The 26380-nt window shown below is 60.0% G+C and carries 25 protein-coding genes and 2 pseudogenes; 14 read left to right on the top strand and 13 right to left on the bottom strand.

The features are described from left to right. The first annotated feature begins 45 nt into the window (after positions 1–45). Positions 46–789, top strand: coding sequence for a c-type cytochrome (locus BMI85_RS19990; protein ID WP_078602539.1), 744 nt, complete (start codon positions 46–48; stop codon positions 787–789). Position 790: 1 nt separating this feature from the next. Here BMI85_RS19990 and BMI85_RS19985 read toward each other — a convergent pair whose 3' ends face one another. The 3 genes from BMI85_RS19985 to BMI85_RS19975 form a co-directional block, all read right to left on the bottom strand. Continuing rightward, a complete protein-coding gene (locus BMI85_RS19985) occupies positions 791–1531 on the bottom strand; it encodes a hypothetical protein (RefSeq protein ID WP_078602538.1) in 741 nt (246 codons plus the stop codon). Next, positions 1528–2031: an RNA polymerase sigma factor gene (locus BMI85_RS19980; protein WP_078602537.1), complete on the bottom strand. Its 504-nt coding sequence runs from the start codon at positions 2029–2031 to the stop codon at positions 1528–1530. Before BMI85_RS19980 ends, BMI85_RS19985 begins: the two co-directional genes overlap by 4 nt. A 123-nt stretch (positions 2032–2154) precedes the next feature. Further along, positions 2155–3087: an IS5 family transposase gene (locus tag BMI85_RS19975; RefSeq protein ID WP_078602536.1), complete on the bottom strand. Its 933-nt coding sequence runs from the start codon at positions 3085–3087 to the stop codon at positions 2155–2157. 79 nt (positions 3088–3166) lie between these two features. Here BMI85_RS19975 and BMI85_RS21235 point away from each other — a divergent pair, with 79 nt between their 5' ends. Then, the gene (locus tag BMI85_RS21235; RefSeq protein WP_143595207.1) at positions 3167–3487 is read left to right on the top strand and encodes an MFS transporter; all 321 of its coding nucleotides are present in this window, start codon (positions 3167–3169) and stop codon (positions 3485–3487) included. After that, on the top strand, positions 3441–3683 hold the full coding sequence (locus BMI85_RS19970) for a hypothetical protein (RefSeq protein ID WP_143595205.1): 243 nt from the start codon (positions 3441–3443) through the stop codon (positions 3681–3683). Before BMI85_RS21235 ends, BMI85_RS19970 begins: the two co-directional genes overlap by 47 nt. A gap of 178 nt (positions 3684–3861) precedes the next feature. Here BMI85_RS19970 and BMI85_RS19965 read toward each other — a convergent pair whose 3' ends face one another. Continuing rightward, positions 3862–4074, bottom strand: coding sequence for a hypothetical protein (locus BMI85_RS19965; RefSeq protein WP_078602534.1), 213 nt, complete (start codon positions 4072–4074; stop codon positions 3862–3864). Beyond that, positions 4071–4823, bottom strand: coding sequence for a TMEM165/GDT1 family protein (locus BMI85_RS19960; protein ID WP_078602533.1), 753 nt, complete (start codon positions 4821–4823; stop codon positions 4071–4073). The genes BMI85_RS19965 and BMI85_RS19960 overlap by 4 nt, the downstream gene beginning before the upstream one ends. 101 nt (positions 4824–4924) lie before the next feature. Here BMI85_RS19960 and BMI85_RS19955 point away from each other — a divergent pair, with 101 nt between their 5' ends. Further along, a complete protein-coding gene (locus BMI85_RS19955; protein WP_078602532.1) occupies positions 4925–5782 on the top strand; it encodes a MurR/RpiR family transcriptional regulator in 858 nt (285 codons plus the stop codon). Positions 5783–5947: 165 nt separating this feature from the next. Here the strand turns inward: BMI85_RS19955 and BMI85_RS19950 are convergent, their stop codons facing one another. Then, positions 5948–7015 carry a hypothetical protein gene (locus BMI85_RS19950; protein ID WP_078602531.1) on the bottom strand — a complete coding sequence of 356 codons (1068 nt, stop codon included), beginning with the start codon at positions 7013–7015 and terminating at the stop codon, positions 5948–5950. Between the two features lie 195 nt (positions 7016–7210). Between BMI85_RS19950 and BMI85_RS21815 the strand changes: the two are divergent. Beyond that, positions 7211–7437, top strand: a pseudogene (locus tag BMI85_RS21815) (hypothetical protein); the annotation flags it as partial. A 201-nt stretch (positions 7438–7638) separates the two neighbouring features. On the opposite strand, the gene BMI85_RS19945 reads toward BMI85_RS21815, so the two are convergent. The 3 genes from BMI85_RS19945 to BMI85_RS19935 all read right to left on the bottom strand — a co-directional run bounded on the left by BMI85_RS19945 (position 7639) and on the right by BMI85_RS19935 (position 11000). Then, positions 7639–8955, bottom strand: coding sequence for an APC family permease (locus BMI85_RS19945; RefSeq protein ID WP_078602530.1), 1317 nt, complete (start codon positions 8953–8955; stop codon positions 7639–7641). Positions 8956–9525: 570 nt separating this feature from the next. Next, positions 9526–10113 (bottom strand): SMC-Scp complex subunit ScpB, encoded by a 588-nt coding sequence (locus BMI85_RS19940; RefSeq protein WP_078602529.1) that lies wholly within the window; start codon positions 10111–10113, stop codon positions 9526–9528. 2 nt (positions 10114–10115) lie between these two features. After that, positions 10116–11000: a DUF1403 family protein gene (locus BMI85_RS19935; protein ID WP_078602528.1), complete on the bottom strand. Its 885-nt coding sequence runs from the start codon at positions 10998–11000 to the stop codon at positions 10116–10118. 238 nt (positions 11001–11238) lie between these two features. Between BMI85_RS19935 and BMI85_RS19930 the strand changes: the two genes are divergently transcribed. Continuing rightward, the gene (locus tag BMI85_RS19930) at positions 11239–12282 is read left to right on the top strand and encodes a tyrosine-type recombinase/integrase (RefSeq protein WP_078602527.1); all 1044 of its coding nucleotides are present in this window, start codon (positions 11239–11241) and stop codon (positions 12280–12282) included. Between the two features lie 446 nt (positions 12283–12728). Here BMI85_RS19930 and BMI85_RS21225 read toward each other — a convergent pair. The 4 genes and pseudogenes from BMI85_RS21225 to repA form a co-directional block, all read right to left on the bottom strand. Continuing rightward, positions 12729–13726, bottom strand: a pseudogene (locus BMI85_RS21225) (hypothetical protein); the annotation flags it as partial. Between the two features lie 178 nt (positions 13727–13904). Continuing rightward, positions 13905–15119 carry a plasmid replication protein RepC gene (gene repC / locus BMI85_RS19910; protein ID WP_078602525.1) on the bottom strand — a complete coding sequence of 405 codons (1215 nt, stop codon included), beginning with the start codon at positions 15117–15119 and terminating at the stop codon, positions 13905–13907. Between the two features lie 214 nt (positions 15120–15333). Next, positions 15334–16263 (bottom strand): plasmid partitioning protein RepB, encoded by a 930-nt coding sequence (repB, locus tag BMI85_RS19905; protein WP_078602524.1) that lies wholly within the window; start codon positions 16261–16263, stop codon positions 15334–15336. Next, complete coding sequence (gene repA / locus BMI85_RS19900; RefSeq protein ID WP_078602523.1) at positions 16247–17440, bottom strand: plasmid partitioning protein RepA; 1194 nt, start codon at positions 17438–17440, stop codon at positions 16247–16249. The genes repB and repA overlap by 17 nt, the downstream gene beginning before the upstream one ends. A 421-nt stretch (positions 17441–17861) precedes the next feature. Here repA and BMI85_RS19895 point away from each other — a divergent pair, with 421 nt between their 5' ends. The 8 genes from BMI85_RS19895 to iolC form a co-directional block, all read left to right on the top strand. Further along, positions 17862–18890, top strand: coding sequence for a LacI family DNA-binding transcriptional regulator (locus BMI85_RS19895; protein ID WP_078602522.1), 1029 nt, complete (start codon positions 17862–17864; stop codon positions 18888–18890). Between the two features lie 267 nt (positions 18891–19157). Further along, positions 19158–20102, top strand: coding sequence for a sugar ABC transporter substrate-binding protein (locus BMI85_RS19890; RefSeq protein ID WP_078602521.1), 945 nt, complete (start codon positions 19158–19160; stop codon positions 20100–20102). Between the two features lie 108 nt (positions 20103–20210). Next, complete coding sequence (locus BMI85_RS19885; protein ID WP_078602520.1) at positions 20211–21287, top strand: ABC transporter permease; 1077 nt, start codon at positions 20211–20213, stop codon at positions 21285–21287. A gap of 69 nt (positions 21288–21356) precedes the next feature. Beyond that, entirely contained in the window at positions 21357–22133 is a 777-nt protein-coding gene (locus BMI85_RS19880) for an ATP-binding cassette domain-containing protein (protein ID WP_078602618.1), read from the top strand. An 84-nt stretch (positions 22134–22217) separates the two neighbouring features. After that, entirely contained in the window at positions 22218–23117 is a 900-nt protein-coding gene (locus BMI85_RS19875) for a sugar phosphate isomerase/epimerase (RefSeq protein WP_078602519.1), read from the top strand. A gap of 11 nt (positions 23118–23128) precedes the next feature. Then, the gene (locus tag BMI85_RS19870; protein WP_078602617.1) at positions 23129–24139 is read left to right on the top strand and encodes a Gfo/Idh/MocA family oxidoreductase; all 1011 of its coding nucleotides are present in this window, start codon (positions 23129–23131) and stop codon (positions 24137–24139) included. Positions 24140–24150: 11 nt separating this feature from the next. Beyond that, complete coding sequence (locus tag BMI85_RS19865) at positions 24151–24936, top strand: TIM barrel protein (protein ID WP_078602518.1); 786 nt, start codon at positions 24151–24153, stop codon at positions 24934–24936. Between the two features lie 98 nt (positions 24937–25034). Further along, positions 25035–26380: 5-dehydro-2-deoxygluconokinase (gene iolC, locus BMI85_RS19860; protein ID WP_078602517.1), on the top strand; the 1346-nt coding region annotated here is incomplete at its 3' end.

The raw sequence follows: 26380 nt of genomic DNA, 5'->3' as shown, positions 1-26380 counted from the left end.
CGACACCCGTTGTCGCAGGGTCGCCCCCAATCCGGAGACATATCTATGACCAATCTATCGACGCCGCCTCTCGGCGCCGTAATGTTCGTCGCCCTGATGTCCAGCACCGCAAGCGCCCAATCCGATCTTGATGCCGGCCGGACGATCTTTACCGAAACCGCGCAACCGGCCTGCGCCCTTTGTCACGCTCTGAAAGATGTAGGATCAGAGGCGGAGATTGGCCCCAGCCTTGATGAATTCAAACCGACGGTCGAGCAGGTCCGCGCTGCCGTGACAAGCGGTATCGGTGTTATGCCGGCTTTCTCAGAAACCTTGACCAAGGAAGAAATCGAAACGGTTTCGAAATACGTGGCCCAGGTCACGGGCGGACTAGGCACCGCGACCGAAAGCGAAACCGCGGACGAGTCAGCTGAAGCTGCCAGTGCCCAAGAGTCGGAAAAGCCCGGCAACGAGGTACTGACGCAAAGCAACACGGTTGCGGGCGAAAAAACGTTCAGAAAATGCAAGGCTTGCCATACGGTAGATGAGGGTGGGGCCAATCGCGTCGGTCCCAACCTATACGGCATCGTCGGTGCACCCGTGGCAGCGGCCGACGGTTTTCGCTATTCAGACGCACTCATCGAATACGGGGGCGACTGGACACCTGACCGGCTTGCCGCGTTTCTGGCCAACCCCCGCAAGGCCGTTCCCGGCACGAAAATGAGCTTTGCCGGACTTCGCAAGGCGCAGGATCAGGCCGATGTGATCGCGTATCTCGACAGCTTGACGGACACCGCGAAAACCAATTGACCTAGCCGACGCAGGACCGCGCCGTCCGGATCGTCTCCGAAAGCGACGCCATGACGCTTTCGGAGGCACGCTCGCTGGTTTCAAGCTTGAGATAACTGGCGATGGCATCGAACCGCGTGCGGTCCATCCCTGTCGCGACAATCATATAGCGAAGTTGATCCTTGGACAGCCAGGTTGCCATCTGCTGCCCTGGCGTGTCATTGCCCTCTGGGGAAACGAACGTGCCTCGAAGATAGGTCAATCTGCATCCATTCTGACCCGCGTAGTGGACAATTTCGCCGTTGTCCGATGAGCGGAAGAAAACAGCCGTCAGGTGTGCGACGGAAAGGTCGGGTATCCCCACCGCGCCGCCTGCTGCGGCGGACCGCAGCTCGGCGGACTCGACGTCAAATGCCTCAGCCGCCAGTTCGGCGTGAATTTCGAAAGCTGTCGGGGTGGTATCAAAAGCCGGGCCGAAAGCCACAGCTAAGGCAATTGCCGCAGCAACGGCACCGACCGCAAGCAAGCGCCGTGGGTGCCAGTTACTGTTTGCGGAACTGGTATCCAGCGCAGAGGCCGATTGCACCAGGCTTGGCCGCAAGGCCGCCAAGCTGTCAGAGACGTTCCGCACGTCCTCAAGCGCTGCAGCAAGCGCGGGCTCGGACGCAAGTCGACCCTCGAATGCGTGTAAGTCTGCTGCGCACAACTCACCATCGTGGTAGGCGTTGACCTGTTCCCAGTCCTTGTCGTGCAGTTCATTCATGTCTTCCGCGTCGCTTCCTGCTTTGACGTTTCGGCTCCATCGACGATTTCCAACAGCGCCTTGCGGGCACGGCTGATCCGGCTCATCACCGTTCCATTCGGCACATCCATCACTTTCGCCGCCTCGGCGTACTTCAACCCCATGATATCAACGAGACACAGAACCTCGCGGGTCTCGGGCGGCAGTTTTTCAAAGGCCAACCGGATCAATACGTCCCGCTCGGTGTCCGATGGACCCGTTTCAGTGGATAGACGTTTTTCAGCCGCGAAATATTCCCGACGCACTCGCCTTTTTCTCAGCTCATCGTAATGCAGGTTGCGAATGACACGGAACATCCAGCGCCGCAGCTCATCCGGCAATGCCGGCGTTCGGTCCGACCGCAACCCCCGTTCGATCGCATCCTGAACGAGGTCTTCAGCCTCGTCGCGAGAAAGGCAGATGGCAATCGCATAGGCCCGAAGTTCAGGCAATAGGATTTCAATGGAGGTCAGCTGCGCCATGACGAACCGTACCGTGTTTCCCGGTAGGGTCAAAGCAAACAAGGCGCGCTGGAAATCTCAGGCCAGGGCGGCGTTGTTGCAGAACTCACGCCTGAGGCATGACTTCCCCTTACCCCGCTGATGTTATGCCACGCGAACGATCTCGGCGGTGCCGAGGGCATTGAAGCGGTTCATGAGGGCGACTCGGATAGGGATCTCGGCGGTTTGGAGGTCGGGGTCTTTCGCGGCGATGCGCTCGCCGAATTCCTTGATACCTCGCATCTTCGCCTCCACCCGGCTTCGAGCGTGGAATCCGGTCCAAGTATTCCAGAATGCCTTGCCGTAGTGCTTGGTGGCGCGCAGCGTCTCGTTTCGGGCCTTTGCCGCCGGGCCGTTTTCCTTCCAGGGGCGCCCGTTCTTACGGACCGGGATGATCGGAACAGCCAGCCGCGCGGTGATGGCCGCTTGGCAGCGGCGCGTATGGTAGGCCTCGTCGGCGGTCACTGTGCCGATTTGCTCGTCCTTGGGGATCTGGCCGAGCAGATCAGGTTTGATTGGGCTGTCGCCATCTCCGCTCGGAGTGAACTCGATCGCCCGAATGTCGGAAGTGGCCGTATCCATGGCCAAATGCACCTTGCGCCACTGGCGGCGGCCACGGACGCCGTGCTTACGGGCCTGCCACTCGCCGTCGCCGAGGAACTTGATGCCGGTGCTATGCACGAGCAGGTTGAGTCGGCCATCGACACGGCGATACGGTATCTGAACCACTAGGGTCTTTTGCCTCCGGCACAAGGTGCTGAAGTCGGGCACGGTCCAGTCCAGACCCGCCAGCCGGAGCAAGTGGGCCACCATACCGGCGGTCTGTCGCAATGGCAGCTGTAACAGCACCTTGACCGACAGACAGAACTGGATGGCGGCATCCCAGAAGACAGTTGAACGGCCGGGCCGCTTTTCGGGCGGTGCAAACCAGGCCATCTTCCGGTCGATCCAGATCAACATCGAGCCGCGCGTGCGCAGCGCCTCGTTGTAGCTGGACCAGTTCTTCATGCTATAACCGGCGGGGAGAGGCTTGTTCATGCGGCCCGTCTAACCGACTGGACTTACACTGTGAATCTCACCCAGTCAGAGTTCTGTGTCAACCCGTGGTGCGACGCTGATGGCGCTGCCGTTCTACGTCGTGGCCGCCTCTGAACGCGGAATTGACGCGGCTGATACCGGCATCCTGCTCGCGGCGCAGACCGCTGGCGCGCTGATGTCCAATCCGCTTTGGGGCTGGCTCGGGGACGGTGCAGGTAAACGGACGATGCTGCGGATCGTCGCTTTTGTGAGAATGATACCGCCGGTGATTGTTTTGGGACTGCTGCAAACAGAATCTGGGTTGGTCGGTTTTGTGCTGCTCGTCGTGGTGATCCGGGGTGATGATGAAGGGCGTGACCACGGGCTATCTGGACTACCTGATGGAAATCTCTCCCGATGATCGCAGGCCCGCCTATTCCGCTTATTTCAATGCGCTAGCGTTTCCCGCAGCACTTCTGCTCCTGCTCCTGCTCGGGGCCGGGTTCGTTGCGGTGATCTCGTTCCACGCGGTACTCGTGGCGGCCATTCTCGTGGCGCTCTGGCAGGTCTGCCTGCTCTCCCGGATTTCGCGATTGCTAAGGTATGCTGCGCCATGATCCGAGTATGGTGCGCTTTCACGCGACCCAAGACGTCGAGGGCTGGCGTCGGGGCCTTTCCGGCTTCAACGGTTCAAAGTCATGCAAGCATTGGCAGACGGATGAAGGTCCGAGTTAGTCTGGCAAGCTTGCACCCCGTCAAAAGGCCTCTTGGTTGAGTGTACACTGCCGTCCAAGGTCACTTGCGACGACGCGTCTCGCGCAGTACTGCTTCGCCGAGCACCAGCACGCATCCGGCGGCCAGTGTCAGGCCCGCCCCAATCGGTCCCAGAACTCCCTTGTCTGTTAGGATAGCCACCAACACCACGCCACCGAGTATCGCGAGTGTGAGCCGCAGGTCGGCCACGAACATCTTAAAAAGTTCCTTGAAAACGTCGCTGAGGATGGTCATGCGAGGCTCCTTCCTGAAGTGGTGCGCGCAAGACGCGCAAGGCCGATGCCAGACAGCAGGAACAGCGCTGCGAGAGGCAGGAGCGCAAGGTCGGCCCCGGGCCATTCCGCGCCCAGCCCTTCGCCGGTCCAGAAGACACCGAAGGCGGACAGCATGACGCCCACACCGAACTTCAGCGTGTTCTCGGGCACCTGCGACAATGGCTTGTGCACGGCCGCGCCCACAATCAGGACGAGAGCGCAAGCTGCCAAGGCACCGAGCGAAGCCTCCCACAAGAGACCCTTGCCGGCACCGACGGCGACGACGATGAAGGCGACCTCAAGCCCTTCCAGCAGCACCGCCTTGAAGGCGGCGATCCCGGCGATCCACTGCAATGTCTGCGGCGCCCCCGTCTGCGCGCGAAGCTCCGCGGTTTCATCGTCATAGGCGAGCGTCTCGTCATGCAGGGCGATGACGCCCGCCGAGCGAAGGACGGCTTTCCTGAGCCAGCCCATGCCGAACAGGAGCAGCAGAATGCCGACGACCAGTTGCAGGGCCTGGATCGGAATAAAGCGCAGCGCCGGCCCGAGGATCAGGACGACGAGGCCAAGGACCGCGAGCGCCGCGGCGGTCCCGACGATGGCCGGTCGCCATCCCCGCGTGGTGCCGACGGCCAGCACGATGGTGAACGCTTCCACCACCTCGACGATCGAGGCGAGGAAGGCCGCCGTGACGGCGGGAAACAGGACAGTCCAGAAATCCGGCGGCATGGGTTCCTCCCCATCTTGCGCTTAGCTGCGATCCGGTTGCGACTCACTTGTCGCGATTACTACATCTTGCTTGTAGCGTTTACAACAGATATGTAGCGAACATGAGCAAGGCCACATTCTCCGACCGGATCTCCACCCTCGACGCGGCGGTTTCGCCCGCCGAGTCGCGCCTCATCGACTGGTTCGCCCGCAATCGCGAGACCGCCCTGCATGCCTCGGCCGCTGAGATCGCCGAAGCCGCGGGGACCAGCGACGCCACCGTGATCCGAACCGCGCGCAAGCTCGGCTATGCCGGACTGGCCGATCTGCGCCACGCCTTGGCCGAGGATCTGCGCCGCGACCTGACGCTGGCGGACCGCATGGCGAGCGAACTGGCGCAGCCTGGCACTGTCCCGGGCCTGCAGACATCGGCACAGGCCTTGCGCGCATCGCTGGACGCCATCGAGGCGCTGGAGGAATCGGTCGTTTCGGACATCGTCAGGTCAATTGCTACCGCGCGCCGGATCCACGTCTTCGGCATCGGGCCGTCGGGTTTCATCGCCGGGTATTTTGCGGTGCAACTGGGGCGCCTCGGTTTCGATGCGCGGGCCTTGTCGCGCACCGGCCTTCAGTTTGCCGACGATCTCGTGGGGATTGGCGCCGGCGACGCGGTCGTGGCACTGGCCTATGATCGCCCCTATCCCGAGGTGCGGGCTCTGTTCGACCGGGCCTCGCGCCTGAACCTTCGCTCCCTCCTGATCACCTCGAACGGGCCGCGCCTTCCCGACCCGCGCGCGAGCATCCTCGTGCGCGTGCCCCGCGGCCGCACAGGCGGTTTCGGCCTTCACGCGGGAACGCTCGCCTTGCTCGAAGGTCTCCTCGTCGCAATTTCGGCGGCCGAACCCGACAGGACGAGGGCTGCGCTTGAGGATCTGAACGCCGCCCGCGATGCACTTTCGGGGTCAGGCATGCGATTGTGAAATCTTTGGGCGCCTACTGAAAAGTTACGCTTAAGAGAGGCTTTTGAAGACTGTCGCTTCTACATGGCAACTGGGCTGTTAATGTTAGCCCACAACAGTTCAATGCTCTGGCGCTTCTATGCCGCCGAAATGGAACGTTGACCTATTTTGACCCACGGCACGGTGTCAGATAGCGGCCCGCCACATCCGAAAGCGGCCCTGACCTGTGACTTCCTTGACCAAGCCTTTGTTTTCTAACCACGTCAGGTTGCGCTGAACTGCGGCCCGGCTCGTGCCGGTCATTGCCTCGGCCATTGGGGCGGAGACAAGTGGCCACTCCGTCAGCATCTGGCGTAGCGCTCGCGGCGTTTTCCCCGAAAGCGTGGCAGTCACTGCCTCCGCCCGCGCCGCCCAAGCTTCGATATCGTCCAAGTGACGCATCGCCGTTAGAATAGCGGCGTTCAATCCATCCAGCCAGCGGGCCAACCGTTCAGGAGGCAAGCCAGAGGCGCGTAGCCCCCCTGCGCCGCCCATGACGAGAGGTGCAAATATGGCACCCCTTCCGTCGCTGGCCGCGATCCTCGACGCGGTGACGGCCTCCTCGATCTGGTCGCCGTGTTGTCCGAGGCCCGCCAGACTCCAGAGATGAAAGCCCATGCAAGCCCGGGTGATTGGGTGAAGCTCGGCTGCGGCTGTCATTACGTCCAGCCATCCGCCCGCGCGATCTTCGAAACGCTCAGCGCTGTCTTCAATAGTCTCGGGATCGCGGCGATCCAGGAAGGCGGCCAAATCAGCCTTCGGTCCGGGACCACCTGTCAGGCGCCGAACAGCCCATCCAACTCTTGCAAGGGCATTTGGGTCATCCTGTGCGCCCGAGAGCCGCATCGATATCCAGAGAGCCAGACGATCAGAACTCACCCGATCCCCTGCGAACCAGCTGAGGTCCGCTGCCTCGATAAGAGCGATGCGATGCCGCCAGCCTTCCGGGCCACGCAGCAGCCGGTCATCCAGAGCACCCAGGCGTCCAGCGACCCGTGCCAGTCGCGCAGCGTGAACGCCTTCTGCCTTTGCCCAGTCTTCGATGACAGCAGTGTCGGGCGGTTCCGCCCGTGGCCCGGGAGCCAAATCATCCGGTTCCTCTTCGAGTGGTCCCGGCAGAAACCAGAGATCCTCTTCGCGAGCCTCTTCATCCCCCTCGATGGTGATAAGGGGGTCATTGAAATCATCAGTAAAAGAGAATGCTTGGGTCTTCATATGTGCAAAATACTGTTCTTTTGCACATTACCCAAGTGATTTCGTGGCGGTTGCCTTCGCTCTTTATAAGGTATGCGCGCGCGACTGTCGGTGGAACCTCTCAGATCGCGCTCTGCGCAAGGAAACCAAGGGTTTTTGGACGAGCGCGACGAGAAATCACCTGCTTGCATTCGTTTACAAACAGCCGATTGATACCGATGGCGGAATTCGCAGTGGACTCCGCCTCGTGCCAAGGTGAAACCATCACAGAAACGGGTAAGCAGCCCCCAACGAGCGTGAATTACTGAGACAGATGCAAGCCGCCCCGACTGCGAACCGCCAGTTCCACGCGTCCGACCTGTGTCGCTTGATCGGTCACGCTGCCTACGAAGCGCGAGTACTGGATGTAATCCGCAAGTTCAGCGAAGTTGGCAGTGCACTGACGAGCGGTGTTGGCGGGGGGAGATTTCGAGGTAGTCTGGTTGGGACATCGAGCTTTAGGGCCGCGAAGTCAACGACTGTACAGAACCAGCGCATTTGCGACCGCTGCGAAGATGATGATCAAAACATGCCGGAACCACTAGGCGTTTCGCGCAAATGAAATCATCAGCTGGGGCCTCTGTTTTTGTGCGGGATCTCAGGTGTCAATCTGCAGCCGCTGCGATCCAAGCACGCAAATATATCTTTTCAAGAACGAAGACTATCAGGATTGCGACTATGGCGAAGATAGCAATTGCGGGATCGCTTCGCAGTTTCATAGCAGTGAAGGCGACCAGAACAATCGCATCGAACCCGAGCGCTGCGAGAACGACGACGCTAGAGGCGCCGATGTCCGCCCTACGGAAGCGCCAGACACCCCAATGCACAACCATATCCATGATAAGGTAGAAGAACGCGCCGAGAGAGGCGATGCGGCTCAGATCGAAGAAGATGGCAAGGAAGGACGCGATGACCACCGTATAGACCAGCGTATGCCGCTGGATGGGACCGGACATGCCGAAATGGCTATGCGGGATCATCTTCATATCCGTGAGCATGGCCAGCATCCGCGAGACGGCAAAGACGCTGGCCAGCACGGCCGACGCCGTCGCCACCACGGCCAGCAGGACCGTCAGCAGAAAGCCGACCTGGCCCAATGCCGGTTCCGCCGCCTCGGCCAACGAATAGTCCTTTGCGGCGATGATCTCGTCGATAGTCAGGCTGGATCCAACGCCGAAGGCCACCAGCAGATAGACAACAACACAGAGCGCAATCGAAATCACGATCGCGCGCCCCACGTTGCGGTTCGGGTTGGTGATCTCGGCGCCACTGTTGGTGATTGTCGTGAACCCCTTGAACGCGAGAATGGCCAGAGCGACCGAGCCAATGAACCCCATCGGGCCAAAATCGACCGAGTCCTGCGATGCCGCGGCGAAGCCGAAGCCGCTCGACCACAGGGCGGCGATCCCGAACAGCGCTATGCCACCGATCTTGACTGCGGCCATGATCATCGAAAACAGCCCGATCGACCGGTTGCCCGCAATGTTCATGAAGAAGGCAAAAAGGATCACCCCGACGGCAAGGATGGGCACAAGCGGCCCGCCCTCGATATCGAAGGCGCGTAGGAGGTAGGTGGCAAAGGTCCTGGCGACGAGGCTTTCGGCGATCACCATGCTGAGCGCCATCAAAAGCGCCGCCCCCGCCGCAACCGCTCCCGGTCCATAGCATTTTTGCAGGATCATCCCGATACCCCCTGCCGACGGCCAGGCGTTGGACATCTTGATGTAGCTGTAGGAACTGAACCCGGTCACGATCGCTCCGATGATGAAGGCAATTGGAAAGAGCGGCCCTGCCAACTCGGCGATCTGTCCGGTCAGCGCGAAAATTCCCGCGCCGATCATGACACCGGTCCCCATCGCAACCGCGCCGGCCAACGTGATGGAATTCTTCTTGTATCCGTTGCTGTCGTGGTCGTGGTTCATAACGTGTCTTGTCACTTTCGTCTCTTAGTTCGGCCTTCGCCAAGTGTTCGAGTGAATCGTCTCCGCGTCAGGAAAATACCTACGCAGTCCTCTCAGCACTTGCGCAAGATCGAGGTGGTCAACGATGAAAGTGCCCGATTTCTGCCGAGCATCGCCGGAATATAATGCTTCAACTGTCAGCAATATCATAGTGGCCGTCAAATCGGCCTGATCGCCACCCTAAAAAAGTGCGACGCAATCTCTTTGCCATCGCTATCGAACGCAACCGCCGCAATCCGTGTTCTCGTAGGCCCGATGTTAGGCCCCACCGCCTCGAAAGCAGTGTTAATCGCGGGAAATGCCTTGCCATCCAGCGTCCGAGCCCAAGCCACTGTGGTACTGCAAAAAAGCGTGTGACGAGCGGCGCATCGACAGTCAAGTAACTGCGAACACAGCCCTCGCGTTCGTTGGGAAATATTCCGGCATCATCTATCTCACAGGATGCTTATCACTGCTGTCACCGAATGCCCATTAGATCTGCCACGCGACGCCTGTTAGAAGCTGTACTAAACGACCGTCACACGCCTCTCACTACGCAGAACCCAGCCCGGCATCGTGGAGGTGCTCCCGCTCCGGCAAATCTACAAGTGTCTCCAGATCGAAGGCCGCGAGGAACCGGTCGGTGGTAACGAAGGTAAACGGCGCGCCACGTTGCGGGGCGCGGGGGCCGGTCGCAATCAGGCCGCGCGCATGCAGACGGCCCGTGAGGTCGCGGCTGATCTCCTTGCCGAAAATATCCTTGAGCCCGTCGCGGGTGATCGGCTGGTGGTAGGCGATGGCGGCAAGCACGGCGATGTCGAATTCGCTCAAATCGAAAAGCTGGTCCCCGACATCCGCTGCCGCCCGGATTGCGGATGCATAGGCCGGTCGGGTGCGCAGCATCCAGCCATCGGCCACACGCGCCACCTCGAAAGCGCGCCCCTCCAGATCGGCAGCGAGATCCGCAAGCAACAACTCGACCGAAGCCCCCTGCCCTACCACCCGCGCAAGATCTTCGCGCGGCACCGGCGTTGCGGAGGCAAAGAGCACCGCCTCGATTCGCAGCATCCATTCGCGCCAGCGCAATTCGGGTGGCAGCTCATCAAGCTCGCGATCAAGCGATGTCCGGTCCCTCGCCATGCTCACACCCCGTAGAGGCGGAAGGTGTCGCGCCCGGTCAGCTCGCGGATCGCGCCGAGTTGGACGAGCCGGTCGCAAAGCCTCCGCGCGGCGCGATCGGGCAGCGGCAGGGCCGCAGGGGCAACGGCGTCCCGGGAGAGGAACAGGGCCACCGCCTCCGCCGCCCCTTTTGCGCGCAGCTTCGGCGCCACCGCACGCAGCCGGGCGGTTCGGCGAGTAAGGTCTGTTAACAGCCGGTCCGCCTCGATGGCCGCCGTATGCAGCGCGCGGTGGCAGGCGAGGTGCAGCTCCGTCCCGATCAGGCGCAGCTCGGCGCGTTTGAGGCCCGTCGAAAGCAGCGGCACCAGATGGTTCCAACCAAGCGCCTGCGCCAAGGCGGCGTCGGCGAGGATCAGCGCTGCGAGTTGCGCCCGCGGCGCCTCGGCAAGAACCGCCTCGAGAACGTCCGCCGCCCGCGCGACCGGAGCCCCCTGCCCCACCGCCAGCCAACGTTCGAGCGCCTCCGGCGCGTGATCCGGCAGCGCACGTTGAAGCGACGCGACCGAGGTCGGCCGCTCCACCGCGCACCGCCATGCTAGATAGACCTCGCCCGCCGGTCCTGGCAGATCACCGTCGCGCAAAAGGTTTACCGCGTCTCGTAGGTCCGGCGCACGCTCGGGGCGGCCCGAATGGGTCACGCGGAGTTCCGCCGCGCGTAAAGCAAGACGTTCGCGCAACAATTCATGGGGTGCGGCGTCGCGCTTCAATACCAGATGCAGATGGCTCAACGCGGCGCCCGACAAAAACGCCACATCTTCAGGGGTTTCGCCATGCCCCCGCGTGACCCAAGCCGGCAGGTGCGGTAGAGTTTCGTAAGCGTCAGAGATGTCGAGCATCAGCGATGTCATGTTCTCAGCCTACCCCGCCGCGGCGCTTTTCTCCAGAAAATTGCACCAAAACCGCCCCGCTTTGTTGTTGCCTTTTATGTCCAATAATCTTGCATTATCGGACTAAGGTCGACTAAGCTGAAACCTGCGGGCATTTGCCGGGAAAAAGCCACGTTAAGCAGGCACCTGCGGTGTCCTACAGGCGACCAATTTCCTGCCAGTTGGCAGCCGTCCGAAACCTACCCGCAGGAGCGTATCGATGAGCGACAGCCCCGACCACGAAGCAGATGACGCATCCCCTGCCCTGCCCGCACGTGTCGCGGGTTCCGGCGCGCTCGATCGCCTCGTGGAGACCGCGCGTGGCTACGCGCAGCAATCGGCGGCGGACAATACGCTTTCGGCCTATGCCGGGGATTGGGCGCATTTCGCGCGGTGGTGCCGGATGAAGGGCGCAGAGCCCCTGCCCCCGTCGCCCGAGATCATCGGGCTCTACCTCGCGGATCTCGCCGCGCCGGCTGACAACACGGCGGGCCTGTCGGTGCCGACGATCGAGCGGCGGCTCTCGGGCCTGACCTGGAACGCGGCGCAGCGCGGTTTCACCATCGACCGGCGCAACCGGCATATTGCCACCGTGCTCGCCGGAATCCGTCGCCGTCACGCGCGCCCGCCGAAGCAGAAAGAGGCGATCGCCCCCGAGGAGATCCTCGCGATGGCGGCCACCCTGCCCCACGATCTGCGCGGACTGCGCGACCGAGCTATCCTGCTGCTCGGCTATGCCGGAGGTTTGCGGCGGTCGGAAATCACCGGTCTGGATCACGCACGCGACGACACGATCGACGGCCGTGGTTGGGTCGAAATCTTGGAGGACGGCGCGGTGCTGACACTCAATGCGAAGACAGGTTGGCGTGAGGTCGAGATTGGCCGCGGCACCTCCGAGCATAGTTGCCCGGTCCACGCGCTCGAGCAATGGCTGCACTTCGCTAAAATCGGCTTCGGTCCGCTTTTCGTACGGGTGTCGCGCGACGGGACCCGAGCGCTCGACGCGCGGCTCAACGATCGCCACGTCGCCCGGCTGATAAAGCAGACCGTTCTTGCAGCGGGCATCCGCAGCGACCTGCCCGAGACGGAACGGCTCGCACTGTTCTCCGGTCACAGCCTACGCGCGGGTGTTGCGAGTTGGGCGGAGGTGGACGAGCGTTACGTGCAGAAACATCTCGGCCACGCCTCGGCGGAAATGACGCGCCGCTATCAACGCCGCCGTGACCGGTTTCGCGTGAACCTCACGAAGGCTGCGGGGCTATGAAACCCCTGCCCAATCGCACCGCCTGCCCAATGAGCCTATGATAGCGGCGGCGAGCGAGGTGCAGATCCCCAGCCCCAATCTTGTCGACCATGTCGCGCAGATAGCCGCCTGTTTATCCAAGCGGTCCAGCGCATTCCAGGCATGCTCGTACACCCCGATCATCGGCCTGAGTTGACCGGCATCCCGCTGCAGATTGCCTCACTCCTCCAAGAGTCCGCCCATATTGCGCGCCCAAGACGCGGATTCTGGACAGGCTTGCATGATGGTCGGCAAACCAATTGTTGACCGCTTCTTGCGTATCTCGGCAACCCAGTCGTCCAACTCCCTATCGACTTAGGTGTTTGACCCCACGGCTTGATGGTTTGGTCCGTTCGCAGGACTGAGACAAGTACATTACGGCTGCTCGACGACAACGTACGCCGTCAAAACTGCGATACAGTGGCGGGCTTGGCCACCACGCTTTCCTTTAGATCGCTCGCTTGCGCCAGCATGTTGACGTGGCGCACCGATGCCTCAAGGTAGCAGCCGGGCGAATCCGATGTCTGGAAGATGTCATTTCCAGCTTCAGGAGCAGCAGCGTCAACGCGAAATCAGTCGAACGCCCGAGCGCTTCGCATAATACCAAGGTGCGGTTTGACGCCAGTTCCATGACCAGCCGCTCGGGCAAGGGATGTCATCCGTCATCGGGGCCGGCTCGCCAGTGAGCCGGCGCAAGCCGTGGTTGTAGCCGTAGGGCAAGTCGAGAGAGATATCGATCCACTTCCAGCCCTCGGTCGCAATGGCTTCGGCTTCAGCCTGAAGATTTTCGCTGACCTGACAATCCAGAAGGGTAGGGGTCTTCCAGCTAGCCGCCGTCATCGCCCTGAAAGAGGTCGTGCAATATGGTGCTGCCAGTAACCTCATAAGCCTCGACGCCGACAATGGCGGAACGACGGTCAGATGCGCGCACCGAAATTTCCGTCAGCGTGTTTCGGATCTAATAAGACTCCTTGTTCCAGGACGATTTGATCGCATCCCAGCCCTGGACCTGACGCAAATGATCCGGATTGACCGTGAAGGCCATCAGCTGTTCCAAAGTCATTTCATCTTCGGCATAGAGCTCGAGCAGGGCAGGGGCCACGGCAGCGAGTTTAAGGTGCTGTTCGGCCACCTGCGACGTGAGGAAGAAGCCGGCTGTGATCTCTCATCTCCCTGACCCTTCTTCCGCAGCGCCACGAATGTGCGGAACTGATCGAACGGATGCCGGGAATTGGTGTCGTCTTGGCCAGCCGCTTCTTCTTCACCAGAGGTGCCAGGGCTTGGAAGCGCCTGCCGCCAGCGGAAATTTCGAACTTATCCGTCGTGGCAACATGATCAGCCGAATGTTGGACTGGTTCAGCACAAGCTTGTCGAAGCGAATGTCGCAGAAGGGGAACAGGGTGACTTTCTGGGCAGGTTTCGCCATCAGATCTTCTCCGCGACGGGCGTCGGAAGCCACTCTTCCGATCTCACTCCCCGGCGTCCCCAAACCAACAAACCTTTCCCTCTTATATTCTGACGTTCCCGAAGCAGGCCCTTAACAGCTGTTAAGTCGCCAGTCCCGAGGTGGCGGAAAAGTCCGCGGTCTCTGACCTTAACAGCTGTTAAGCTGCAGATCGTCGCCCAATCAATGCCATGACCATTGGCCCACAGGAAAACTCACCGGCCGCAGCTTTGCCAGTCAGAGCTCGCAAGTATCCGCCAGGCGATCTGATGTCCTCAAACCGTTCCAGCATCGCAGCAACTACGATCGATGCTTGCTCCGGCCCCATGAATCGCTGCGCTTCTTCCCACGCAGATGCACTGATCCCCATGGCTGGCCGCACATGGCACGCCGCGTCGAAAAGCTGATGCCAATGCCGGATTTCGCCTTGATAGAAGGTTTTGAGCGATGGACATGCAGTGATCACTAGGTGGAGCGGGATCTTTGGCAAATGATGTCTTGTGTCCTGTTCATCAACGTCAGCCAGAGGCTCATCCATATACACATCTGGCGCGCCGGCTACCGCGCCGCTTTTTTCTAAAGCAGGTTCAAGATCTATAGATTCTTTATTTGAATTATGATGGTGGCGCTCAAATCGGGCATCATTGGTGCTCATTTTTTCTGTTTCAGGGCCATCAATGATGTCACGTGCTCGGTTAAGGAGGGCTTCAAGATCGGCTCGATAGATCAACAAATCCTCAATCGAAAGCTTGCGGCGAAGGTCGCGCGCTATGAGGGTTGCCTTGTCGCGAAACTGATCCCAGAGGCTAAGGCCCGGCTGGATCTCCTCTCCGAACTCCGCTAGGGCCGCGAGATCGCGTCGCATGAGACTCACGGCCTCTCTAAGGCGCCTGACACGCTCCTCAGCCTCACGCACCGCCTCTGCGGCCCGCGCGATCTCCTCAGACTGGCAATAGAGGGGAGAAAGATCAAAACCAAAGGCTACGCGCTCTTCCCCATGCTTGCGGACGTAGCGCTTCCCATTTGGGCTATCGCGCCGCTGGAGAAAGCCAGCCTCGACAAGACGCGCGAGGTGACGACGCATCGTGGAGCAGGGCATACCATTCAGGCGCTCACAGATCGCCTTGTTGGAGGGGAAGACTACCATCTCGGCGTTCCCGCCAAGTGCATCGTCTGGAAAGAAGCTGAGGAGCCCCTGCAAAACAGTCAAATCACGTTCCGACACGCCGAAGGCCGCTTGCGCCTTGGAGAGCTCACGTAGGAGTTCCCACTTGTTAACGGGTCTGGCCGGAATAGATGCCTCGGGTTGCTCGATCACGCGCAGATGGGCGTGCGAAATCGGCCGCATAAACGGCGAAATCGGTGTGTATTCCATGAAAACGTTCACGAAGGCAAAATTTCTACGGCCCGCGAATCGCTTTGCGCTTGCGGGGTCTGGGCCAGCACGCTACATTCAGAAGTGCGAAAACTGAGATTTTGTAGCGGGCTGATCCCGGTGCGAAACCTTACAAAGGTCTCGTGAAGCTAGCTTCTCGGGGCCTTTTCCTTTTTTGCCTGTATCGTGCCTCCTTCTTGTTGGTTGCTCTTCCTCAGTCTCCTGAACGCTTCCAGCGCTCATGAAGCTCGGCCATCAGCTTTGAGGCATTGCCCTCCAACCAGCTGACAAAATCAGGCTCATCCGTAGTCAGATCGAGTTTTAGCTGCTTGCCTTGGCGACCGGTCTTAACAGTCGCAGTTCCGACGCCGGGGATCTCCAAAGCAGGCGCGCCTTTGCGAGGCGGACATGCCTTCCTCTCCGCGCTCTTCGCAGCCGCCAGAACTGCGAGAAACGCACGATCAGAAACCTCATCGACCGAGCCGAAACTTTCGGACTTGGCTGCATGAGCTTCGGCTTGCAGTTGGTCACGATCACCGTCGTAGGCACCCAAAGCCTTTTTGAGCTCTTCCCATCTCGGGCGACCAATCCCAGGAGCTGCACCAATTGCCTGGATGAGTTCCTCGCCGATCGTCCGAACCACATTCACGAGTTGTGAAACCCCAGCTTCGTGGAGGTTAAGGACTTCGGCGACACCGCGATTGGTGCGCTCAGGCCCTTCCAAATGGTCACCATCCATAAGCGCCGTCGCAACAAGCGCACGCTCAATAAAGCTCAGATCACGACGCTCTTGGTTCTCGAGAAGCTGATCTCGAAGCGCTTGATCACCCTCGACTTCAGTGACGATGGCTCGAACTTTGATCCCGAGCTCGCGACATGCTTCCAGGCGTCTGCGGCCATAAATCAGGTTGTAGCGATCACCTTCCAGTGGGCGAACCAAGACAGGTACACGCTGACCGTTCTTGGAAATAGAGTTCTTCAGGCCCTCAACTTCAATCTGAAGCCTGTCATCCAATCGTCCTTCGGTAACAATCTGCGACGGATCGATCTCAAATACACCGCCACGCAGTCGGCGCCCTTCAAGTGCGTCAGGAGCGTTGCGAAGGGTCTGCAGCGGCAGGCCAAGTTTAGGCGTTCTTGCCATTCCGACCCCATGTGTTCTGGATGATTTCAGCGATCTCATCGTTCACTGCGTTCATGGATTCGATCGCACGATCAAACGTCTGACGCGTAAAGTCCTTCTTGTCAGCTTCATAGAGCGTTTGTTTGGTCAAGCCAGCGTCAGAAATTGCGGTCGATTCAACCATGTGATTGGTTAAGACCGACCTTCCAAACAGCCCACGAATGAAGGCGATCACTTCGGTCTGCGGCGCATCGCCGACTTTGTATCGCGTTGGCAAAAAGCGCAGCCAATCGAAGCGCAGATTTGCGCCTGCATCCCTGATTACTCCCAAGAGATCCGCAGTCATCCGCAGGAATTGAGACATCGACATAAGGTCAAGCATCTGCGGGTGAACCGTCACGAGGACACCCGAAGACGCGGAAAGTGCTGACATCGTCAAGAAACCAAGCTGCGGGGGGCAGTCGATCACGACAACGTCGTAGTTTGCTTCAACACTATCGAGTGCGTCATGAACTCTCGCGAAGAACGCCTTCGCTCCTCCTCGCTGGATCGCAGCAGGCGTCTCATGCTCGAACTCCATGAGTTCGAGGTTGCCCGGGATGAGGTCAAGGCCGCGGATGTAGGTCTTGCGGATTACTTCACCAATCGGAATCGGATCGTCGTAGCGAACGGCATCATAGAGGGTTCCGCCCTCCATAAGGTCGAGTTCCGGCTGGATCCCATGGAGAGCTGAAAGGGAGGCTTGGGGATCGAGATCGATCGCAAGAACCCTGTACCCCTTAAGCGCCAAGCGTTGAGCTAGGTGAGCAGACGTCGTCGTTTTGCCTGACCCACCCTTAAAGTTCACCACTGAAACCACTTGAAGTTCGTCACCTTCGCGACGTCCAAGCACGTAGGTTCCGGGCTTTTTCGCATTTCCTTCAAGCGTTTGCCGAATTTCCCATATATCGTCGAGCGTATAGCGGCGGTGACTTCCTGCCGTCGTCTCGACGTCAACGATCTTTCCTTCTCGATGAAGCTTCCGAAGATAAGTATGATCGACACCCAAGAGTTCAGCGGCTTCGCCGCTAGTTAACGTGCGCATTACTTTCTTTGCATCCGGCGGGAAGTGGGCAGCGCGTTGAGCATACAGGTTCGACGCGAGAAGTTCCGCATAGTGCCCGATGGCGATGTCTAGATCCTGATCTACTTCGCTCATGTCTGCTCCGATCCGTGGGCGCGTTTTTTATGTATCCGCGCGTTATTTTTCGAGACTATTGCCCGAGCAACTAGATTCGTGCAAGCACTTTCTAGATTTAGTGGTACTCGGTAAGGTCAACGCAAGTGTCGTCTTCTGAGACGCTCCTGCTTTTCAGCAGCCCAGACAAGTCTAAAAGGGAACTCGCGCCGGTGCCGCGACTTTCTGAGATACTGGACAAAAGATGGTCGCCACGGATTGGCGATTCACTTCTGTGGATTTGCCCTTTTCGCTGCCCCGTTGATACTTCCTGGTCGGTTGAAGCAGCGTCCTTCGAGCAGTCATGCGATTTCTGAGCCTACATCTTCATTGGCTGAAAAGAACTTGCAGCACCCCCCGCAAGCCGTGATGTAATCATATCAAATCTCAGTAGGGGGAGTAGATGGCCCGCGTCACAATTAAAGACCTCGCTCTGGAGGCAGGTGTCAGTGTTGCAACGGTCGATCGTGTGCTCAGTGGAAGGCTCAAGGTGCGCGAAGAGACTGCATTGAAAGTGCACGAGGCTGCGCGGCGAATTGGCTTTCATGGCGCGAACGCGATCCGTTCTCGCATACTTGCAGATCAACCTGAGATGCACTTCGGGATCATCCTCCAGAAGGAGCGTCATGCATTCTATCGTGAGTTTGCAGCGCAAATTGAGGCGACGCTAGCGGCGGTCACGACACATCGTCTACGCGCGACCATCCGCTTTGCTGAGACCACGCTGCCCGGTGAGCTTGCCGAGCTCTTGCGCTCGGTGAGCGGGAAGGTTCAAGCGGTTGCAGCGACCGGGTTAGACCATCACGAAGTCACGTCGGCGGTGAATGATTTGCGCATGCGCGGCATTCCAACCTTTTCCCTTCTCTCTGACTTCGCCCAAGGGGTTCGTGAATCCTATATTGGCACCAATAACTTGAAGGTTGGGCGCATTGCAGGTTGGCTAATGTCACGCCTCGCCCCCCAGCGCGGCAAGATCGGAATCTTTATCGGCGGGCACCGCTATCACGGCCACGAATTGCGCGAGACCGGATTTCGTTCTTCTCTCCGTGAACACGCTCCGGGGTTCGAGCTGCTTAACCCGCAGATCAACCTCGAAACGCGCCAGATCACATACGAAGCGACTTGCGAGATGCTCGAGACACATCGCGATTTGGTGGGGCTCTATTGTGCAGGCGGAGGAATGGAAGGCGCAATCACAGCACTTCGCGAGACCAAGCGCGCGCGCGACGTGACACTTTTCGTTAATGAATTGACCGACGAGACCCGGCAGGCTCTTCAGGACCGCGTCGTCTCAATCGTGTTTGCCACACCGTTGAAGGATATCTGCGGGGAACTCGTCACTTCGATGGTGAGTGCGGTCGAGCACGGCATGGCGGAAACGCCAGGGCAGCGATTTCTGCCTATACAGGTCTGGACGCCAGAATCTCTCTAGCTCGCCGGAGTTATGATAGAAAGCTATCAGATAGCCGATCATTTCCTATCATAAATGATGGATTTGAGCTGGATCTTTCGTTGACCCAACGATGCGTATCGGCAAATCTCCTGCTCGAGGTTGCGCTGGAGGAGCGTGATCCAAGGGAGGTTCAGCCGCATTCAGGCAAAGATCGTCGCCGTATTCGGTGATGAACGACCGTGTCTGGTCGGTGGAAACCTGCGTCTTATCGGTCCCCGAAATGCGGGCGACAGTGGAGGAGAAAGTATGAAGAAGTTTCTGATCACGACTGCGGTTCTTACCGCGATGGCAGGTTCGGCCTCGGCCGAGAATATCGGCGTCTCGATGGCGCTATTCGACGACAACTTCCTGACCGTTCTGCGCAACGGCATGATCGATCAGGCGGACTCGATGGATGGTGTGGACCTTCAGGTCGAAGACGCGCAGAACGACGTGGCTAAACAGCTCGACCAGATCAACAACTTCATCGCGTCTGGCGTGGATGCGATCATCGTGAACCCGGTCGACACCTCCGCAACGCAGGCGATGACCGCAGCCGCCGAAAGCGCCGGCGTGCCGCTGGTTTACGTGAACCGGCAGCCGATCAACGTCGACACGCTGCCCGACAATCAGGCTTTCGTGGCCTCCGACGAGCGTGAATCCGGAACGCTGGAAACGATTCAGGTTTGCGACGACCTCAAGGCGATGGGTAAAGAGGAAGCGAACGTCTATGTTATGATGGGCGAACTGTCGAACCAAGCAGCGGTTCAGCGCACCAAAGACATTCACGACGTGATCGAACAAGGCAAATGCTCGGTCAAGCTCAACATCATCGACGAGCAAACCGCTAATTGGTCGCGGGACGAAGCGCAGGATCTCATGACCAACTGGATATCGACCGGGGCTTCCTTCGACGGCCTCATCTCGAACAATGACGAGATGGCGATCGGTGCGATCCAGGCGATGAAGTCGGCAGGTATCGACATGAAGGATGTCGTCGTCGGTGGTATCGACGCGACGCAGGATGCTCTGCAGGCGATGCAGGCGGGTGATCTGGATGTGACTGTGTTCCAGAATGCAGCCGGGCAGGGCGCTGGTGCGCTCGACGCGGCTCTCAAGCTCGCGAAGGGCGAGAATGTTGATCACAAGGTCTACGTGCCCTTCGAGCTGGTGACCCCGGACAACATCGACAAATACATCAAGAAGAACTGATCTCGGTTCCTCCCGAGGGGCGGCGCGTGCCCCATGCGCGTGCCGCCTTTCATATTTCGCAACAGGACAGCGACCCGACACATCTGGGTCGCGACAAGGAGATGATCCATGTCGGATACGTCGCATGGCGTCGGGGGACTGTCCTTCGACACGTCGAAACGCAACTGGCCGCCCGAGATGGGCGTCTTCCTCGCGCTGGTGCTAATCATTGTCGTTTTCGAGATTCTCGGACGATTGCTGATGCATGACAGCTTCCTGTTCAACACGCGTGACAACGTGGACACGCTGTTCAACGAACCGCGCCTCAAGATCATCATCCTTCAGGTCTCAATCACCGGGATCATTGCGCTTGGCGTGACACAGGTCATCCTGACTGGCGGCATCGACCTGAGCTCGGGCTCCGTCGTCGGGGCTACGGCGATGATTGCAATGAGTTTCGCCCAAGCTGGGACGCTCAATGGTAGCCCCAATACACGTGCAATCTTCTTCGATCACGGTCTGGTTGACCTACCGGTGATCTTTCCGATTGCCGTTGGGATCGGCTGCGGCGCGATCGCAGGCCTGATCAACGGTGCCCTTGTCGCATACACCAAAATTCCGCCGTTCATCGCCACTCTCGGCATGATGGTCGCGGCGCGAGGTGTCGCGAAATGGTGGACCAAAGGTCAGCCGGTTTCCTTCCCCACCGACAGCTATGCGGCCATCGGCAAAGGGATGATGCCGGTCTTCATCTTCATCGTCCTGGCGATCCTGTTTCACCTGATCCTGCGCCATACCGTTTATGGAAAGCACACCTACGCGATCGGTTCGAATGAGGCGGCGGCACGTATGTCGGGTATCAAGGTCGACCGTCACAAGCTGCTTGTCTACACGATCGCCGCGATGCTGGCGGGTGTGGCAGCGATCGTGCTGAGCTCGAAGAACCTGACGGCGCAGGCCGGTATGGGACTGATGTATGAGCTCGACGCCATCGCGATGGCCGTGATCGGCGGGATCAGCCTGCAGGGTGGGCGCGGTTCGGTCATCGGGACGGTGCTGGGTGCGCTGATCTTCGGTGTCATCATCTCGGGTTTCACCTTCCTCAGGCTCGACGCCTATTACCAGGAGATGGTGAAGGGCGCGATCATCGTGGGTGCCGTGGCGCTCGACCAATGGCGGCAGCGCCGCGCAGCCGCACGCAGCTGACGGAGACTTATCATGGCAAGCGATCTTCAAACCAATATCTCGGGTGAAAACATGCCGCATCACGGCCACATCTCCGACGATGTCGTGCTTCGCACCGAAGGCCTGACCAAGCATTATGGCGGTGTGCATGCACTGGTCGACTGCAACTTCGAAATACGTAAGGGCGAACATGTCGCCATCATGGGCGATAATGGGGCCGGCAAGTCGACGTTCGTCCGCCAGATCACCGCGGTAGAACAAAAGACAAGCGGCCGGGTCTGGTTCGATGGCGCATACCGGAACTTCGACAATCCGCTCGAGGCGCGCGAGGCAGGGATCGAGACGGTGTTCCAGAACCTCGCGCTGGCCGACCATCTCGACGTGCCCGACAACCTGTTCCTCGGGCGTGAGATGATCAAGTTCAAGCTCGGCCCATTCTCAATCCTGGACTATAAGGGGATGCGCGAGGCGACGCTGCGGGGCTTGGAAAAGACCGGGGTGAAAATTCCCAATATCCGCAACACGATCCAGAACATGTCGGGCGGTCAGCGGCAATGTGTGGCCATCGCGCGCACCGCAACCTTCCATTCGAAGCTGACCATCATGGATGAGCCGACGGCGGCGCTTGGTGTTCAAGAGACCGCGCAGGTCGAGAACATCATCCGCACGCTGAAAGAGCAGGGCGAACCCCTGATTCTGATCAGCCACAACATGCGGCAGGTGATGGAGTTGTGTGATCGGATCGTCGTTTGGCGGCGGGGGCGGATCTGCGCGAACCTGCGCAAGGAAGACACCGACGGTCAGGACGTCGTGGCCTATATCACCGGCGCCAAGACGCAGCCCGAATACGAACTGGCCGACGCCTAAGCCGCCAGCAGACACGCCGGGAGCCCGGGGCTCGCACGACTGCGGGCACTCCCCGTGTGCTCCGGCCGCAGACAGGAGACAGATATGAAAATCGCCCTCGACCCGTTTATGCATCGCCACCTCTCGCTTGAAGAGATGCCGTCGAAAGTCAAAGAGCTTGGCTACGACTGGATCGAGCTGTCGCCCCGTGGCGATTTCCTCGAATGGTTCAAGGCGCCGCGCGTTTTCCCCGACCGCATCAAGAGCTTCAAGAAAGCCCTGAAGGACGCCGATGTCGGTATCGCCACGCTGCTGCCGATGTATCGCTGGGCCTCGAATGACGAGGAAGAGCGCAAGGCCGCCGTGCGTCACTGGAAGCGCGCTATCGAGATCGCCGTGGAGATGGAAGTCGACACGATGAACTCGGAATTCGGCCGCGGTCCGCATCCCGACAAGGGCACCTGCTATTGCTGCCACACCGGCTCGATGATCGAAGCCTGCGAGGACGCATGGTGGCGCTCGATGGAAGAACTGGTGCCGATCTTCGAGCGCGAGGGTATCCAGCTCAACATCGAGCCGCACCCGGAAGACTGGGTCGAGACGCTGCAGCCCTCGGTGGACCTGATCCGCACCGTGAACTCGAAGAACGTGCGTTTCCTCTACTGCACGCCGCACACCTTCTATTTCGGCGATGACACGGTCGCGATGCTGCGCGAATGCGCCGACGTTCTGGCCCATGTCCATATCGCGGACACCTTCAACCACAAGGCCAGCTCGGGCCTCCGCTACATCATCAACCCGCCCGGCTCGAGTGCGCGCGTTCACCAGCACCTCAACATCGGGCAGGGCGAAGTGCCGTGGGACGATTTCTACAAGACGCTCGCCGAAATCGGCTTCGACGGCATCATGACCGCCTGCGTCTTCGCCTGGGAAGAGAAGGCGGACGAATCCGGCAAGTTTATGCGCGCAGAGATGCAGCGCCTCATCGACAAACATTATAAGTGAAGGTCAAAGACATGACTGTCAAAATTGGAGTGATCGGAACGGGCATGATCGGTCGCGATCACACGCGCCGGATCCAGCAAGTGCTGACGGGTGGCGAGGTCGTCGCGTTCTCAGATGTCAATCTCGAAGGCGCGAAAGCGCTGCGTGACGATCTCGCGCCAGACGCTGAGATCTTCGAAAGTGGTCAGGCACTGATCGCATCGGACAAAGTCGATGCCGTTCTCGTCACCTCTTGGGGCGCAACCCATGAGGAATATGTCCTCGCCGCCATCGCCGCCGGCAAACCTGTCTTCTGCGAAAAGCCCCTCGCCACGACTGCCGAGGGTGCCAAGGGGATCGTCGAAGCCGAAGTCGAACACGGCAAACGCCTAGTTCAGGTCGGCTTCATGCGCCGCTATGACAAGGGCTACAACCAGCTCAAAGACACGCTGAACTCTGAACTCGGCGCACCGCTGATGGTCCATGCCGCGCATCGCAATCCCACGGTGCCGGAGCAATACGTGACGCCGATGGCGATCCACGACACGCTGATTCACGAGATCGATACGTTCCGCTGGCTGCTCGATGACGACTATGTCGCGACCCGCGTGACCTTCCCGCGGACCTGCTCGGCAAGCCATGCCAAACTACGCGATCCGCAAATCGTGACGCTGATCACCAAAAAAGGTGTCGTCATCAACACCGAGATCTTCGTGAACTGCAAATACGGCTACGACATCCAGTGCGAAGTTGTCGGCGAAGAGGGCGTTGCGCGCCTGCCCGAGCCGATGTCTGTGGTGATGCGCAAGAATGCCAAACTGCAAAATCCCATCCTTACTGACTGGAAAGGACGCTTCGTCGAAGCCTTCGACACGGAGCTTCAGAACTTTGTCGACACCGCCGCCACCGGCACCGTCGAAGGGCCGTCAGCTTGGGATGGTTACATGGCCGCCGTCACCTCGGATGCCTGCGTGGCAGCGCAGGAAGACGAAGGCGCGACGATCGATATCAACTATCCGGATCGTCCGGCACTTTACAACTGAGGACGTCTCCCATGCGCTTCGCAATTAACCACATCTCTGCGCCCAAGCTTCCGCTCGCCGAATTTTTCGCGATGGTGAACGAGCTCGGCTGTTCTGACGTCGAAATCCGCAATGATCTGCCCGATGTTCTGGGTAGCATGTCCGCCTCGGATGTGCGTGCCGAGGCCGAAAAGGCGGGCGTCACGATCCTGTCGATCAACGCGCTCTACCCGTTCAATGTTTGGTCGGGAGACCTGCCTGAGCGTGCGCTGAAGATGGCTGACTACGCCGCCGAATGTGGGGCCCAGGCGCTGGTCATGTGCCCGCTCAACGACGGCAAGCAGGTCGAGCACAGTCATGTCGTAGCCGCGCTCGATGCGATGAAGCCAATTCTGACCGAGCGTGATCTGACCGGCCTCGTAGAACCGCTAGGTTTTCCGATTTCCTCGCTTCGGAGCAAGGCAGCTGCACTCTCGGCGATCACCGAGGCGGGGGCGGATGGCACCTACAAGTTGATGCACGACACGTTCCACCATCATCTTGCCTCCGAAACCGAGTTCTATCCGGGCCGCACCGGTTTGGTGCATATCTCGGGCGTGACTGATCCAGAGATCGGGATCGACGCAATGCTCGACGCACACCGCGTTCTCGTGGACGACCAAGATCGGCTGGAAAACATTTCTCAGGTCAAGGCGCTTCTGGCGGCAGGCTATGATGGCCCGTTCAGCTTCGAACCTTTTGCGGCGGAAGTGCATGACCTCGCCGATCCTAAAGCCGCGTTGCAAGCCAGCATGGATTACATTCGCGGCCAGCTTTGACCTGCTGCGGGCGCGACGCCGCGCCCGCATTCAATCCCATGAAGGATGCCCCCTTCACCGGCCCCCGACACGCCGGGGCGCAATCCAAGGAGACCCGCATGAAAAACCTCGACGTGATCACGATTGGCCGGGCCGGCGTGGATTTGTATGGCGCGCAGATTGGCGGGCGTCTGGAGGATATGGGCTCGTTCGAGAAGTATATCGGCGGGTCTCCGACGAATATCGCCTGCGGGACGGCGCGGCTGGGGCTGCGCTCCGGCCTCATCACGCGGGTCGGCGACGAGCATATGGGCCGCTTCATCCGCGAGCAGTTGCTGCGCGAGGGTGTCGATGTGACCGGCGTGAAGACGGACCCGGAGCGGCTGACGGCGCTGGTGATCCTCGGCATTCGTGATGAAGAGCAGTTCCCGCTGATCTTCTACCGCGAGAACTGCGCGGATATGGCTCTGAGCGAGGAGGATATCGACGAGGCGCTGATCGCGCAGACGCGGAGCGTGCTCGCGACCGGCACGCATCTGTCGCATCCGCGCACGCGGGCGGCTGTCCTGAAGGCGCTGGAACTGGCCCGCAAGCATGGGGCGAAGACTGCGCTCGACATCGACTACCGCCCGAACCTCTGGGGCGTGGCGGGGCATGGCGAGGGCGAGAGCCGCTTCGTGGAAAGCGCCGAAGTCACGTCCAAGCTGCAGGAGGTGCTGCACCATTTCGACCTGATCGTGGGCACCGAAGAGGAGTTCCACATCGCGGGCGGCTCGACCGACACGATTACGGCGCTGCGTGCGGTGCGCAAAGTCTCGAATGCTACGCTGGTCTGCAAACGCGGGGCCGCCGGCGCGGTGGCTTTCGAGGGCGATATTCCCGACAGCCTCGATGACGGCCAGACCGGTCCGGGCTTCCCGATCGAGGTGTTCAACGTGCTGGGCGCAGGCGACGGGTTCTTCTCGGGGTTGATGAAGGGCTGGCTCGATGGCGAGAGCTGGCCGAAGGCGCTGGAATACGCCAATGCCTGCGGGGCCTTCGCGGTCTCGCGCCATGGCTGCACGCCCGCCTATCCGTCGCTGACCGAGCTGGAATTCTTCCTCAAACGCGGCGTGAAGCAGCCCGATCTGCGCAACGATGCGGAGCTGGAGCAGATCCACTGGTCCACCAACCGCCATACGCGCTCTCTGCCCGATTGGCCGGATTACCGGGTCTTCGCCTTCGATCATCGGATGCAGCTCGAAGAGATGCCGGGCTACACCCTCGAGAAGGGCGGGGCGTTCAAGGAGCTGTGCCTGTCGGCGGCGCGCGAGGTGCAGGACGGGCGTCCGGGCTATGGCATCCTCTGCGATGACCGGATCGGGCGCGCGGCGCTGCATGCGGCCTCGGGCTCGGGCCTCTGGATCGGGCGGCCCTGCGAATGGCCCGGGAGCCGCCCGCTGGAGCTCGAACCGCAGCTTGGCCC

It is taken from the genome of Thioclava sp. DLFJ4-1, assembly GCF_002020145.1.
GTDB classification, from domain to species: domain Bacteria; phylum Pseudomonadota; class Alphaproteobacteria; order Rhodobacterales; family Rhodobacteraceae; genus Thioclava; species Thioclava sediminum.
This window is presented reverse-complemented; position numbering and strand designations above follow the sequence as displayed.